The following is a 14317-nucleotide window of genomic DNA, read 5'->3' as shown; positions in this document are numbered from 1 at the left end:
ATTTAATGGTATTGGTGTTTAACGCGTTAATGTAATGCGAATTTGATATGTTATTGATTCCTGCGATTGATTTAAAAGGCGGGCAGTGTGTGCGCCTGCAACAAGGGCTGATGGACAGAGCCACGGTATTTTCTGATGAACCGGCAAAGATGGCTATGCATTGGTGTCAACAGGGAGCCCGCCGTTTACATCTGGTGGATCTGGATGGTGCTTTTGCCGGTAAGCCTGAGAATATGATTTCCATCAAAGCGATACTGGAACAGGTGGCGGATAATGTGCCGGTACAGATCGGAGGCGGTATTCGTGATCTGCATACTATTGAACAGTATTTGCAGCTAGGGCTGAGTTACGTCATTATCGGCACGGCGGCGGTAAATAATCCACGATTGGTTCAGCAGGCATGTGCTGCCTTTCCTGGGAAGATTATTGTTGGACTGGATGCTAAAGATGGTATGGTTGCGGTCGACGGCTGGGCAACGGTGACTGATTTTCATGTGACCGAACTGGCTAAACGGTTTGCAGATGATGGTGTTAATAGCATTATCTATACTGATATTGGTCGTGACGGAATGATGAGCGGTGTTAATGTAGAGGCTACAGTGAGGCTGGCTCAGGAAACTTCTGTGCCAGTGATTGCATCCGGTGGTGTGACCAGTATGGCGGATGTGGAAGCGCTATGCGCGGTAGCTGAACAAGGAGTTATCGGTGCTATTGTTGGACGGGCTATTTATGAAGGCTCACTTGATCTGGCAGCAGCACAGCGCATGGCTGATCAAAATAAATGTTAATTTCTGATTTTTATGCATCCGGTAAGGTTCCTAATAATCTGATTATGGCAAAAATTATTGATAATAATGATGATGCTTGATAACTGGGATTTTCGGAAAGCTAGTGTGATTTATTTACTTAATAAGTACAGTAATTTTAGGGAGGTAGTGTGATGATTAGTGTATTTGGTTCGCTGATGCTGGCGTTATGGCTATTGTTAACGATGAATCGCTCACGGCAGATTTTTTTTGAGGCCAGTATATTTATTATCGTGATGATGGGGGTAAGTTGCATCATAGAACATGCATGGCCCAATGTGAACAATGCTTGGTTAGTGGAATGGATTGTTCAGTGGATTTATATTTTTATTATCATGTGGTTATTTGATATTGTTTGCCTCAGTAGCGTCAGTGCTGTGATTTATTCGATAATAGTAGGTGTTGCCTACTATTATTTACAGCTGAATGTATCTGCTCTGGTTGGGCATTGGCTGAAATAATTACCGCTATTGCATAGCTGAGAAAGATAGCATCATGGCTTTAGCCAAACGTATTATTCCCTGTCTGGATGTTGATAATGGACGTGTAGTCAAAGGCGTTAATTTTGTTTCCCTGCGTGATGCCGGTAATCCTGTGGAAATAGCCCAACGTTATAATGATGAAGGCGCAGACGAGCTTACTTTTCTGGATATTACAGCCAGTTCAGATAATCGTGATACGATTTTACATGTTATTGAGGCAGTAGCCAGCCGGGTGTTTATTCCTCTGACCGTGGGCGGTGGGGTGCGCAGTATTGAAGATATACGCCGATTACTCAATGCGGGTGCAGATAAAGTATCGATTAATACGGCCGCAGTGACAAATCCAGAGCTGGTTAACGAAGCCAGTGCATTTTTTGGCAATCAGGCGATTGTTGTTGCTGTAGATGCCAAGGCTGTAGATGCAGAAAATACGTGCTGGGAAGTTTTTACTCATGGCGGACGCAGGCAGACTGGTCTGGATGCAGTAGAATGGGCACGGAATATGGCGTTGCGTGGAGCTGGTGAGATTCTGTTAACCAGTATGGATCGTGATGGTACTAAAGCCGGTTTCAATTTATTCCTTACTCGGGCTGTAAGTGATGCTGTTACCGTACCGGTAATTGCATCTGGTGGTGTGGGTAATATTGAGCACCTGATTGAAGGAGTGCAGGTAGGTCATGCTGATGCTGTGCTGGCGGCCAGCATTTTTCACTTCGGCGAGGTACGTATTCAGGATGCCAAAATGGCCATGAAGCATGCAGGTATTGAAATGCGTGTATAGTTCAGGCTTGATGGTGGTTGTATGTTTACCTGAAAATAAGGACAATTGCTGTGGTGAATACACTTCTGGATGCGGTAAAGTGGGATGATAATGGTCTGGCTTGTGCCGTGGTGCAGGACAGACATACTTTGCGTGTGTTAATGGTAGCATGGATGAATGCAGAAGCCTTGCGCCAGACTATAACTACGGGCTTCGCTCATTATTATAGTCGTTCGCGTCAGCAGCAGTGGATGAAAGGTGAGCAGTCTGGTCATACGCAAAAAGTATATGAACTGCGTCTGGATTGTGATGGTGATGCTTTAGTGTTGCTGGTTGAACAGTATGGCGGTATTGCCTGTCATACTGGGCATGCCAGTTGCTTTTATCAGATTTACCAGAATGGTGGCTGGGAAAGTGTTGAACCAGTTATCAAAGATGAAAATGAAATTTATATCCGTTCTGCCCAGAAGCAGACGCATAATGATTAAAGAGGGAACGGGATGACACAGACGCCGGAAGCAGCAGATGTGGCTATGGTATTAAGTGAGTTGGCTGATGTGCTGGACGCCAGACGACAAGCCTCACCTCAAACTTCTTACGTTGCACAGTTATTGCATAGCGGTGAAGATAAAATCCTGAAAAAGGTTATAGAAGAGGCAGGTGAAGTGCTGATGGCATCTAAGGATGGTGACAAGCAGCATTTGGTTAAAGAAGTAGCTGATGTCTGGTTCCATATCATGGTGTTATTGACTTATCATCAGATACGGGTTGAGGATGTGTTACAGGAGTTGCAACAGCGACAGCATATTTCTGGTTTGACCGAAAAAGCCAGTCGTTAGCCGCTTTAATTACAACGTATTATAAATATGCGCTGCTGTGGATAAACAGCAGGCGCATGTTTTTTTTAGGCAGTTCAAGTAAAGGATAGTATTATGGGCAGTTTTTCAATTTGGCATTGGCTTGTAGTATTGCTGATTGTTGTACTGATTTTCGGTACCAAAAAGTTACGCAATGTTGGTAAAGATGTGGGCGGTGCAGTACATGATTTTAAGCAGGGACTGAAAGAAAGTGATCGGGAAAATGCAAAAAAGGATGCTGTAATCGAACATAATCAAGATGACAATAAAGCATAGAAGACGATTATGTTTGGTTTGGGTTTTGGTGAAATTTTACTGATTGCCGTAGTGGCACTGGTGGTACTTGGGCCGGAACGATTACCCAAGGTGGCGCGTAGTGCTGGTCTGTGGGTTGGGCGCATTCAGAATTTCATTAATAATGTTAAAACGGAACTGAACCAACAGGCCGGTGTGGCTGAATTCAGGCAGGCACGTGACAGTATTGAGGCGACCGCCCGTTCGTTTGAACGTGATGTTAACACTTATGTGCGCAATATTCGTGGTGAGGCGGATGCACTTAAGCACCAGCTTACTCAAGATAAACCGCAAGAGGATACAGACAATATGTCTGTATTAGAACCGTTGCATGACTATCGCACACAGATAGCGGAAGCACCATTGCTGCATCGGGTTTCATTACACCGGCAGGCTTTACAGCGCCGACGGGATATGCGGCCACGGCGTAGCATAACCCCGAAATTACGCGTTCGCCGACATTAATGGATGAGTGATTATGATGCCGGTTGATGAAAATACTGAATTGACATTAATTGATCACCTGCTGGAATTGCGTCGTCGTCTGATGTGGATTCTGGGTATTCTGTTGCTGTGTTTTGCGCTGATGGTGCCTTTCGCGCAGAAAATTTATACTTTTGTGGCTGAACCTTTAATGGCGAACTTACCGGCCGGGCAGCATATGATTGCTACCGAGGTAATTGCGCCGTTTTTTGTACCGTTGAAAGTGACATTAATGGCAGCATTTTTGCTCACGTTGCCACATACACTGTATCAAATCTGGGCTTTTGTTGCCCCCGGGTTATACAGGCATGAAAAACGCCTGATTTTACCTTTGTTAATTGCTAGTGTATTGCTGTTTGCTCTAGGAATGGCATTTGCCTACTATCTGGTTTTTCCGGTTATTTTCCGTTTCCTAACCGGTATTACCCCTGTTGGGGTCAGCATGGCAACCGATATTGATAAATATTTGTCTTTTATTCTAGGTATGTTTGTGGCATTTGGCGTAACATTTGAGGTACCGGTACTGGTAATTCTGCTCAACAGAATCGGGCTGGTATCAGTTATACAGTTGAAAAAAGCTCGAGCCTATGTCGTAGTAGGGGCTTTCGTAGTGGCAGCTGTGGTAACTCCACCGGATGTTTTGTCACAAACTTTGTTGGCCATTCCGCTGATCCTTCTTTATGAGGTTGGGATTTTGATATGTCGTTGTTTGGGGGGAGATAGAAAAGAGACAGCCTTATCTGTCCAGTCGCCGAGACAATAGATTTTTTATTACTTAATACTGAAATAAACAGGCTGCCTGAAAATTTTCAGGCAGCCTGTTTATAAATAAATGCGAAGCCAGTTAACGATATTGTTTATTGGAGAATTGTATGAATCAGCTGCAAATTGATTCGTGTCCAAATATTTACCGTTCATCTACTCTGGTCTGGTGGCTGGGGATGCTGACACTATGTATCGTGCCATTTATGTCGAGCTGGCGTGTTGGTACGCTGTCGAGTTTTTATCTGGAAGCAGGAACTTTATTTTTTACACTCTGTCTGTTTGGGCTAACGATGCTGACACGCACAACGCGATGTTCACTTCCTGCTACCAGTATCGGATTGTTATTACTTGCCGCTTTGCTGATGCTACAAGCACGAGTAATGCACCTTCCTTATGCCAGCCAGTCTGACTTGACGGCACTGGTGTTTGCAGTGCTTGCTATGTTGGCTTGGGCTGTACGTGACTGGGTAGTTCGCATTGGACAGACTCCGGCTGTGACGATTCTGGCGCTGGCTCTGGTTCTGGGGGTATTGTTGCAGTCAATGGTCTGTGTGATGCAGTTTACCGGTGTGACTAGCTGGATTCCGGGAGTATTGCGCGGCCCAGGTAACCATTACATTTATGGACAATTGGCGCAGCGCAATCATCTGGGGCATTACCTGATGTGGGGCGTGCTGGCTCTGTGTTTTTTATGGCAGCAGCGGCGCCTGCCTAACTGGCTGATATGGCCATTATTAATCTGGTTTACCGGTGTAATGGGGCTGATTGGTTCACGTACTATTATTGTGTATGTGTTGGTAATTGGCTTGTCACTATTTTTCTGGCGTTGGCGTGCAGGTGCCGCGGCGAACCGTTTGCTGCTGATGCTGGCTACAGCCATCGGACTGGTATTACTGTTTCAGTTGATATTAAGTCCTTTGTTTGAAATGTTATTGCATATCAATTTCCAGTCGGGTACAGCGCGGCTGGAGCAAGGTGGTTTTTCTCAGTCTGGACGCCAAATGGAATGGCATAAGGCATGGCTGATATTTAAAAGTGCGCCTTGGTTTGGCTATGGTTGGGGCAGTTATGCTTATCAGGGTTTTGCCATTGCAGATGTTTATCCAAATGGATTTCGACAATATGAAAATACAGTGCTGTTTACACATTGTCATAATCTGGTGCTACAGTTACTGGCTGAAACAGGAATAATAGGATTCTTAATTGCCAGTATCTGTTTTATATGGGCAATCAGGCCACATTTTTATAAGGGATTTAATCCAGCATCGATTGTACTGGTGAGTATGATTCTGGTGTCTTTATGTCACAGCATGCTGGAATATCCGTTGTGGTATAGTTATTTTCTCGCTGTATTTGTGCTGTTTATAGCATTGACACCACTACCACAGAAGCAGCAGGCAGAAGTTGGTCAGCCAGCTTCTACTTGGGTAAACCAGTTCTGGGCAGTGATGACGTTGCTATGTATGATATTGATATTATGGCAAATGTTGGCTTACCAACGTTTTTTAAAAGTTCGTGCTGATCGTAATCTGCCACAGGCTGAGCAAATAAATCATATACGCGATTTACGTAAGCATATGTACTTTATGCGTTATTATATTGATATGGCAGTTATCGAAAAACTTAATGTGACTGAATCTTTTTTACCTTTATGGGGGAAACAGGCTGCATTGCTCTCAGGTCGGTATCGACCATATAGCAACACTTTTATACGTGGCCTTTACTTAGAGCAGGAGCATCAGAGTGTGGCTGCGAAGCTGTGGTTTAGTCAGGTAAGTCATTATTATCCGGGATTGGTGCCTAATTTTATAAGCAGAATCAAGCAGCAACCTCAGGCAGTGGCAGTGATACCACAGTTACAGCAGGATTGTCTGAAATATCAGCAGCAAAGCGCTCAGAAAATGAAATGTTTATAGGGTTTAGACACATATTTAACATAGTGGTTTTTAATGAAAAAGTGAGCAAAAGCCTTGCCACTGTAAAGATAATTTCAACCTACATGTTAAGATACAAAGTGTAAATAAAGTAAATACGTTTGTAGTCAATACAAACTGTGCACTTCCATTTAGGAGGATTATATGAATCGTGTATTATTAATTGATGACGATAATTTGTTGACTGAGTTACTCACTGAATATCTGACAGCAGAAGGGCTGGAAGTGAGTCGTGTCGCCGATGGCGAGGCTGGTGTTAAAGAAATTTTAACAGGTCAGTACAATGTAGTGGTACTGGATTCCATGATGCCGAAAATGAACGGTCTGGATGTTTTAAAAACAGTTCGCGTACAAAGCAAGATACCGATTATCATGCTGACAGCCAAAGGTGATGATATTGATCGCATTATTGGTTTGGAAATGGGTGCGGACGATTACGTACCAAAACCTTGTCAGCCACGTGAGTTGCTGGCGCGTATTAATGCGATTTTACGCCGGACACACCAGAGTCATGATAACGACCAGAATGGCATTCCGAACAGCATTGCAGCCAGTGGTGTCGTACTTTATCCAGCCAAGCGTCAGGTTACCATCGAAGAAGAACCTCTCGAGCTGACCAGTACGGAATTTAATCTACTTGAAGTATTGATGCGCCATGCCGGTCAGGTAGTAAGCAAAGAAACCTTGTCATTGGAAGCGCTGGAACGTAAATTGGCCAAATTTGACCGCAGTATTGACGTTCATATTTCAAGTATCCGGCATAAGCTTGGCAATGCCAGTCTGATTCAGACCGTGCGTGGTCTGGGTTATTTGTTTGTTAAAAACTGAACCAGAATACAGGCTGTTAACAAACAGCCTGTTCTATCATATGAAACTGTTTCCCCGTATATTTGCTACGTTTCTCGCAGTAATCGTTTGTGCCATTTTTGTGGCCAGCTCTTCTTTCTGGCTGGTGCAAAACACACTTGCTGAAACCCGGTTCAAGCAACAGCGTAATTTTGAAGAAAATCTGCTCAGTAGTACCATGAATGCGTTTCAGGCGCGTGGCGATGCCGGTATACGAGAACAGTTAATAGAATGGGGTAATAGTCCTGGTGGTGAAAATCTGTATGTAATCACCGGTGACAACAAAAACGATATTCTCGGACGTCCTATTGACCCAGAAGACATCGACAAAGCACATGAATTTGCCCTGTCACATCCAAACTCAAAACTGGTACAGATTTCCTACAACTCACTTGGGGAAGAGTATCTGTTTATGATTCGGGGCTGGAGTCATGAGCGCACACCTCGTCCGCCAAGTCCTTTTTTTATTCCCGGCCTGCCGATTGCACCAGTCTGGCATGAATTTATTATTCTCAGTTTCATTATTATCGTTGGTTTACTCACTGCTTATATTCTGGCCAACAACATTACCCAGCCGATTCGTGTTTTGTGGCGAGGTATGGATCGTTTGGCACATGGAAATTTGCAGACCCGAGTATCCCATCAGCTATCAGAACGACGTGATGAACTGTATTCTCTGGCTGTACAATTCGATAATATGGCAGATAAATTGCAGAAGCTGGTTGAAAAGGAACGTCATTTATTGCATCACGTTTCTCATGAAATGCGTTCGCCGTTGGCACGTATGCAGGCCATTATCGGTTTGATTCATGTGCAACCACAAAAGCAGGAACAGCACCTGCAACGTTTGGAAAGTGAACTGGGACGCATGGATTTATTGGTAGGTGAACTGCTTACCTTATCGCGACTGGAAACCTCAGATTTACCAATTACGCTGGAACCGCTGGCACTGGTACCGCTAATCAAGCAGATTGTTGACGATAATCAGGCAGTAGCAATGCAGCACCAGCAAACTTTATTGTGGCAGTGTGACATTCCAGAAACTGCGATGGTAAAAGCCAATGAAAGCTATTTGTATCGCGCTTTTGACAACGTGGTGCGTAATGCAATTAACTATAGCCCTGAGGGCAGTGAAATCAAAGTTCATCTTTACGAGGGTGGCAGGCAGCAATGGCAGGTTGATATCAGCGACAATGGACCCGGTGTGGCAGAAAATCAGTTGCCGCATATTTTTACGGCCTTTTATCGTGCAGACAGCAGTGCCAATAAACCGGGTACTGGCTTGGGTTTGGCTTTAACCAAACATATTATTGATCGCCATCATGGCAAGATTTATGCAGATAATCAAGAACCTAAGGGGTTGAGTATGCATTTCTTGCTGCCTAAATTTACCCCGAGCAGGAACAGGAATCGCCAGAAAAACCAGAATTAAGCGCTATTCATCTGCTGGATAAAGTTATTGTCTTGATCCAGTTTTTCCAGTTCTGATTACAGACTAGCGTACCCGTAATGGGCACAAAACTGTTTGATTTAAAATCTGCATAGTCTGTAAATCACTCAGACCTGTAATAATAGCTACTGCTATAGCTGGAAAATTAATCGACGGTTTTCAGCTCTGGTATATCTGTTTCTATTACAGGTAGGGCAGTGTGTTGAGCGAACCAGTTAGCTACAATCTGATTTACTTCGTCTATACCGAGTTTTTTCAGACTGGAGAATAGCTGAACGGTGACTTGCTGCCGAGCAAAATATGGCTGAAGAGCTTTTTTAACATTAGCCAATGTTTTAATTTGTTCGTTCTTGGATAATTTGTCCGCTTTGGATAGCAAGATATGAACAGGTTGATTAGTTACCGCGAAAAAATCGAGCATCTGCCTGTCTAATTCCTTAAGCGGATGGCGTGCATCCATAATCAAAATCAGCCCGATTAATTGTGCTCTTGTTTGCAGATAATCCCCCAGTAAAGTTACCCAGTGTCTGCGTATTGCTTCAGGTACCTGTGCATAACCATAACCGGGTAAATCGACCATAAACCCGCCGTTCGTCAGTTCGAAAAAATTAATATGCTGGGTACGGCCAGGAGTTTTGGATACATAGGCCAAACGGGTGTGATTGGTTAAAGTATTAATGGCACTTGATTTACCTGCATTACTGCGGCCTACAAAAGCAATTTCTGCAGTTGTTGCAGGCAGGTCTTTCAAGTGATTAACAGTAGTATAAAAACGGGCGTGACGAAACAGATTCATGAGTAACTAAAAAAGATAATATAAGGTAGTAGCATACCATGTTTTCAAGCACAATCCTGATTTAGGAATATATGTTAACGCTAGTTTTAACGCATAGCACTTGATTTTTTGCTTCATGCTGCTAAACTGAAAAAAGGCTTATTTTAAGGAAACAGTCAGATGAAAGACGAGGTCTCGGGCAGTTGTATCGTGCATGTAGACATGTTTTTCACTGACTTCAGGCAGCTTTGCTCGCGTAGCAGGCTGCCTATTTTTGTTTAACGCATAGGAAAAGAAAATGGATTTAAGCTGGTTGGGAGAACCGGCCACATGGGTGGGGCTGATTACCCTGGTGATTCTAGAAATCGTTTTGGGTATCGACAATCTTGTATTTGTAGCTATTTTAGCGAATAAAGCCAGTCCGAAACAGCGCGATCATGCTCGTATAGTCGGCCTAACTCTGGCAGTACTCATTCGTATAGTAATGCTCGCACTGATGTCTTTTATCATTACCCTAACCAAACCGTTTGTACATATCAGTGGTTTTGCAATCTCAGTTAAAGACATGATTATGTTCGGTGGCGGACTGTTTTTACTCTATAAGGCCACCACAGAATTACATGAGCGCCTTGAAGGCCATACTGCCATGGCTTCAATTACCAATGTGGCTGTATATGCCAGTTTCTGGAGTGTGGTATTGCAAATCGTGGTATTGGATGCAGTATTTTCACTTGATTCAGTGATTACTGCAGTGGCCATGGTGCAACATATTACAGTGGCCATGCTGGCTGTGATTATTGCTATGGCACTGATGATCTGGGCCAGCGGACCGCTGACCGAATTCGTGAACCGGCATCCCACAGTGGTAATGTTGTGTCTGGGCTTTTTACTGATGATAGGGTTCAGTCTGATTGCCGAAGGATTGCATTTTGAAATACCCAAGGGGTATCTGTATGCAGCCATTGCTTTTTCAATTCTCATTGAAATTTTTAACCAGATTTCTACCCATAATACTCGTCGTAACGACATGATTGGCCGTTCATGGCGGTATCGTACTGCAGACAGCGTACTGGGTATGATGGGTCTGCGCGAAAAAGAGCTGGCCAAAAATGGTACACAAACTGAAGACGATGAACATTTTGAAGAAAATGAAAAATCCATGATACGTAGTGTATTAACTCTGGCAGAACGGCCAATAATGGGCGTAATGACACCGCGTAGCGACATTGAACGGTTGGATTTATCGCAATCACGGCAACAGCAGCATCAGCAATTACAAAACACACCCTTTTCCCGGCTGGTGGTAGTAGGTAAGGCCGGTATTGATGAGCCATTAGGGTTTGTTAATAAAAAAGACTTATTAAACCAACTATTAAAAGGCGAATCGTTAAATATTCAGGCAGCACTGCGGCAACCGCTGGTTTTACCTGACAGCAGTACTGTGCTTGATGCCATGGAGTTGTTTCGTTCACGAAGCGCGGATATTGCATTAGTTGTAGATGAGTTTGGTGCTGTACTCGGCTTGGTCAGCATGAAAGACTTAATGGAAACCATCGCTGGTGATTTCCCAGAAGAATATGAGCGCGCGGACGCACCCAGTATTCAGCAGAATGCCGACCATAGTGTTACCGTAGATGGCAGTCTGGAGTATGCTGTTCTCGCTCAGCATCTGCGTTTGCCTACACTGCCGGAAGATGCAGAATATCATACCGTAGCAGGATTAATCATGGAGGAAATGCAGGATATTCCCGATGTAGGTGATACTATTGATTATGCTGGTTATCGCTTTGAAGTATTAAGCAAAGAGGGCCATCGTCTGGAGCGTGTACGTATCAGCGAAATTGCACAGCCAGAAGCTGAATAACTCCATATAGTTAGCAAGCCAAAAAAAGCCTGCTGTTAGCAGCAGGCTTTTTTACATCTAATGGCTTAATTATCTAATCTGGCTGCCAATAACACCACCCAGTGCAGCGCCACCTAAAGTAGCACCAGTATCTTTACCAAGCAGATTACCGGCCACACCACCCACTACAACACCTGTCGCAGTATTGCGTTGAGCTGGAGTCATATCTGCACAGGCAGAGAGAGATGTAGCTATTACGGCTATTAATGCTAATGTTTTTATACTTGATTTCATGTTAATGCCTCTTTCAAATGTAATAGTGCAAAAGATTGATTGCGTTGTATCAACTTATATTTGCATTGCTAATAAACCGTCCAATAGCAAACATAGTATTGTTTCATAGTAATTATATACCTGTAGTAAACCAGTTTAGCAAAAAAACTGCAATTACAGCCATAAAGGCATTTATACAGGTGTAATTAAAATTTCTGCCAGTTATTCAGCTTCAGTTGTAATATCAGCCGGTATCTCCAGTGTTTGGCGTGAAGGTTGCTTTTTTTCCTTGTATTTAATCACAGCGCGATCTAGTTTATCCATCAGACAGTCAATCGCCGCATACATATCATTATCAACACAATCAATATGAATGTCTTTACCCGAAAGATGTAAATCAATTTCCACTTTTTTCTGAACTTTCAATACTGAAAAAGTAACAGTTGCATTGATTACCTGATCCACGTGTCGAATAATACGTTCCAGCTTACTCAGTGTATAGTCCTTTAAAGCTGCGGTAACATCAAGATTCTGTCCGACAAATTTCAGATTCATAGCCTAATTCCTTTTTTAATTTAAAGGGTTTTGGGAAAGATAGAATTAAAATTTATATAAGCTAACTGAAAATTAATTATTGTTGTGTTGTACTTTACGTTGGTGCGCCGGTGGAATTTTCAAGGCCTCACGATATTTTGCAACCGTGCGCCGCGCCAGATTGATACCCTGCTTGGCTAGCTGGCTGACCAGATATGCATCAGAGTAGGGGTGTTGCGGGTCTTCTTCGTTAATCATACTTTGCAGCAATGATTTAATTGCTGTCTGGCTGTTACCTGTACCATCATCCGTGGCGGCAACAGACTGGCTGAAAAAGTAGCGCAGAGGAAAAACACCTTGTGAACAGGTCAGATATTTCTGATTAATGGCGCGTGAAATAGTGCTTTCTGCCAGTTCAAGTACCTGTGCAGTTTCCTTAATTGTTAAAGGCGCCAGTGCTAACGAACCAAAACTGAAAAAATCCTGCTGTTGCTGCAAAATCCATTCACCTAGACGTTGCAAAGTAGTTTTACGCATCTGCAAGCTGTGAAGACAAGTATGCGCTTCCTGCCATTTACTTTTGCACATTGCATCCATTTCGGCGTTTTGTTGCTGTACCCAATCTTCAACACTAGGCTCTATTCTCAATTGTGGAAAAGCATCGCGCATGGTACGGACTTGCCAGCAACCACTATCATCAGCATATACCTCCAGATCTGGACGAATAGTCAGAATGCCATTGCGATCAGGTAAGCCATAACAGGGAAAAGGATTCAGTGTGCCAATCAATGTACAGGCATCTTCAATAATGGAGGCAGAAAACTGAGGAAGCTTCCGACACAGTTGCTTGAACTGATGAGTGCTGAGCCACTGACCAAAATATTCACTAATCAGCTGGCGCGCGCAGGTAAGAACCCTGTCACTATTTATAGTTAATGGCAGTGATAAATTATCCAGTTGCAGTAGCAGCGATTCCTGCAAATTGCGTGCACCAACACCGGTTGGTTCAAACTGTTGCAGAATAGTCAGCGCACGAGCCAGCTCTGTTTCATCTAGCCGCCATTCCAGCGGCACATTTTCTACCAGATCAGTTAAACTGCTATCCAGATAACCCTGTTCATTTAAATTATCAATCAGAAAATAAATCAGAGACGCCGTAGTATCGTCCAAATCGTATTCACATACCTGCTGGCGCAATAATGCATACATATCAGGGGCATCGGCCAGCGTATCCCAGATATCGCTTTCCCCTTGCAGAATGCCATGCTGTGGTGGTTGCACATACTGAGTGAAAGCCGTAGCATCCTCAGCTGCATTTTCTACTTCCTCGAGAAAAGGATTATCAGCCAGCCAGCCAGAAACCAATTCCTGTAATTCTAGCGTGGAGAGCTGCAACACTTGTAAAGATTGTTGCAGCTTAGGGCTGAGACGTGTTGTAAGATTGAGTTTGAGATGAGTAGCAGGTTTTTGCATACGCACTTAATACTCGAAATGCTCACCCAGATAAACAGCGCGTACCTGTTCATTATTAACCAGTTCCTCCGGTATACCAGAAGCCAGAACACTACCCTGATTAATAATATAAGCACGATCACAAATACGCAGAGTTTCACGTACATTATGATCAGTAATCAATGTGCCGATCCCACGTTGTTTCAGGAATGAAATCAGATTTTGAATATCAATCAGCGCAATCGGGTCAACACCGGCAAAAGGTTCATCCAGCAGAATAAAACGAGGATTCATTGCCAGTACTCGCGCAATTTCGGCGCGACGACGTTCACCACCAGACAGTGCTATCGCAGTATTATTGCGTATATGTTCGATATGCAGATCAGCCAGCAGTAACTCCAGCTGTTCAGCACGTTTTTCCGGTGGATAGCTGATTTCCAGAATAGCATTGATGTTCTGAGCTACTGTCATTTTCCGGAAAATCGAAGCTTCCTGTGGCAGATAGCCCAAACCCAGACGAGCGCGCTCATATATAGGAAGGTGGGTTATTTCCTGACCATCCAGCATGATGCAGCCACCATCGGCAGCAATCAGCCCCACAATCATATAGAAACTGGTGGTTTTACCAGCACCATTCGGCCCAAGTAAGCCGATTACCTCTCCACTATTTACTTCCAGAGCAACATCATTGACAACCTGACGCTGCTTAAAACTTTTTTGCAGGCCGCTGACACGTAGCTGGCTTTGCGGCGCAGTAGACATT

The 14317-nt window shown here is 43.8% G+C and carries 17 protein-coding genes; 12 read left to right on the top strand and 5 right to left on the bottom strand.

Going from position 1 to position 14317, the window contains the following annotated elements:
- The first annotated feature begins 47 nt into the window (after positions 1–47).
- The 11 genes from hisA to BHC51_RS09225 all read left to right on the top strand — a co-directional run bounded on the left by hisA (position 48) and on the right by BHC51_RS09225 (position 8659).
- Positions 48–788: a 1-(5-phosphoribosyl)-5-[(5-phosphoribosylamino)methylideneamino]imidazole-4-carboxamide isomerase gene (hisA, locus tag BHC51_RS09275; RefSeq protein WP_100123114.1), complete on the top strand. Its 741-nt coding sequence runs from the start codon at positions 48–50 to the stop codon at positions 786–788.
- A 152-nt stretch (positions 789–940) separates the two neighbouring features.
- Positions 941–1267, top strand: coding sequence for a hypothetical protein (locus BHC51_RS09270; protein ID WP_100153857.1), 327 nt, complete (start codon positions 941–943; stop codon positions 1265–1267).
- Between the two features lie 34 nt (positions 1268–1301).
- The gene (gene hisF, locus BHC51_RS09265) at positions 1302–2069 is read left to right on the top strand and encodes an imidazole glycerol phosphate synthase subunit HisF (RefSeq protein ID WP_100153856.1); all 768 of its coding nucleotides are present in this window, start codon (positions 1302–1304) and stop codon (positions 2067–2069) included.
- A 50-nt stretch (positions 2070–2119) separates the two neighbouring features.
- Positions 2120–2536, top strand: coding sequence for a phosphoribosyl-AMP cyclohydrolase (gene hisI, locus BHC51_RS09260; protein WP_100123115.1), 417 nt, complete (start codon positions 2120–2122; stop codon positions 2534–2536).
- A 45-nt stretch (positions 2537–2581) separates the two neighbouring features.
- The gene (locus BHC51_RS09255; protein ID WP_180296483.1) at positions 2582–2887 is read left to right on the top strand and encodes a phosphoribosyl-ATP diphosphatase; all 306 of its coding nucleotides are present in this window, start codon (positions 2582–2584) and stop codon (positions 2885–2887) included.
- A 93-nt stretch (positions 2888–2980) separates the two neighbouring features.
- Positions 2981–3181, top strand: a complete 201-nt coding sequence (gene tatA / locus BHC51_RS09250; protein ID WP_100135522.1) for a Sec-independent protein translocase subunit TatA — start codon at positions 2981–2983, stop codon at positions 3179–3181.
- A 9-nt stretch (positions 3182–3190) separates the two neighbouring features.
- Positions 3191–3664: a Sec-independent protein translocase protein TatB gene (gene tatB / locus BHC51_RS09245; RefSeq protein ID WP_100153855.1), complete on the top strand. Its 474-nt coding sequence runs from the start codon at positions 3191–3193 to the stop codon at positions 3662–3664.
- 13 nt (positions 3665–3677) lie between these two features.
- Positions 3678–4445 carry a twin-arginine translocase subunit TatC gene (gene tatC / locus BHC51_RS09240; protein WP_373885690.1) on the top strand — a complete coding sequence of 256 codons (768 nt, stop codon included), beginning with the start codon at positions 3678–3680 and terminating at the stop codon, positions 4443–4445.
- A gap of 109 nt (positions 4446–4554) precedes the next feature.
- Positions 4555–6363, top strand: coding sequence for a PglL family O-oligosaccharyltransferase (locus BHC51_RS09235; RefSeq protein ID WP_100153854.1), 1809 nt, complete (start codon positions 4555–4557; stop codon positions 6361–6363).
- A 162-nt stretch (positions 6364–6525) separates the two neighbouring features.
- Positions 6526–7209 (top strand): response regulator transcription factor, encoded by a 684-nt coding sequence (locus BHC51_RS09230; RefSeq protein ID WP_100099553.1) that lies wholly within the window; start codon positions 6526–6528, stop codon positions 7207–7209.
- Between the two features lie 40 nt (positions 7210–7249).
- Positions 7250–8659 carry a sensor histidine kinase gene (locus BHC51_RS09225; RefSeq protein WP_100135563.1) on the top strand — a complete coding sequence of 470 codons (1410 nt, stop codon included), beginning with the start codon at positions 7250–7252 and terminating at the stop codon, positions 8657–8659.
- A 163-nt stretch (positions 8660–8822) separates the two neighbouring features.
- Here the strand turns inward: BHC51_RS09225 and yihA are convergent, their stop codons facing one another.
- Complete coding sequence (gene yihA, locus BHC51_RS09220) at positions 8823–9473, bottom strand: ribosome biogenesis GTP-binding protein YihA/YsxC (RefSeq protein ID WP_100153853.1); 651 nt, start codon at positions 9471–9473, stop codon at positions 8823–8825.
- Positions 9474–9750: 277 nt separating this feature from the next.
- Between yihA and BHC51_RS09215 the strand changes: the two genes are divergently transcribed.
- Positions 9751–11316: a TerC family protein gene (locus tag BHC51_RS09215; protein WP_100153852.1), complete on the top strand. Its 1566-nt coding sequence runs from the start codon at positions 9751–9753 to the stop codon at positions 11314–11316.
- A 69-nt stretch (positions 11317–11385) separates the two neighbouring features.
- On the opposite strand, the gene BHC51_RS09210 is transcribed toward BHC51_RS09215, so the two are convergent.
- The 4 genes from BHC51_RS09210 to lptB form a co-directional block, all read right to left on the bottom strand.
- Positions 11386–11589 carry a glycine zipper 2TM domain-containing protein gene (locus BHC51_RS09210; protein WP_100099557.1) on the bottom strand — a complete coding sequence of 68 codons (204 nt, stop codon included), beginning with the start codon at positions 11587–11589 and terminating at the stop codon, positions 11386–11388.
- A gap of 201 nt (positions 11590–11790) precedes the next feature.
- Entirely contained in the window at positions 11791–12123 is a 333-nt protein-coding gene (hpf, locus tag BHC51_RS09205) for a ribosome hibernation-promoting factor, HPF/YfiA family (protein WP_100099558.1), read from the bottom strand.
- Between the two features lie 72 nt (positions 12124–12195).
- The gene (rpoN, locus tag BHC51_RS09200) at positions 12196–13575 is read right to left on the bottom strand and encodes an RNA polymerase factor sigma-54 (protein ID WP_100153851.1); all 1380 of its coding nucleotides are present in this window, start codon (positions 13573–13575) and stop codon (positions 12196–12198) included.
- A 6-nt stretch (positions 13576–13581) separates the two neighbouring features.
- On the bottom strand, positions 13582–14316 hold the full coding sequence (gene lptB / locus BHC51_RS09195; RefSeq protein ID WP_373885691.1) for an LPS export ABC transporter ATP-binding protein: 735 nt from the start codon (positions 14314–14316) through the stop codon (positions 13582–13584).
- Position 14317: the final 1 nt, after the last annotated feature.

Source organism: Snodgrassella alvi, from assembly GCF_002777745.1.
In the GTDB taxonomy this organism is placed as follows: Bacteria; Pseudomonadota; Gammaproteobacteria; order Burkholderiales; family Neisseriaceae; genus Snodgrassella; species Snodgrassella alvi_D.
This window is presented reverse-complemented; position numbering and strand designations above follow the sequence as displayed.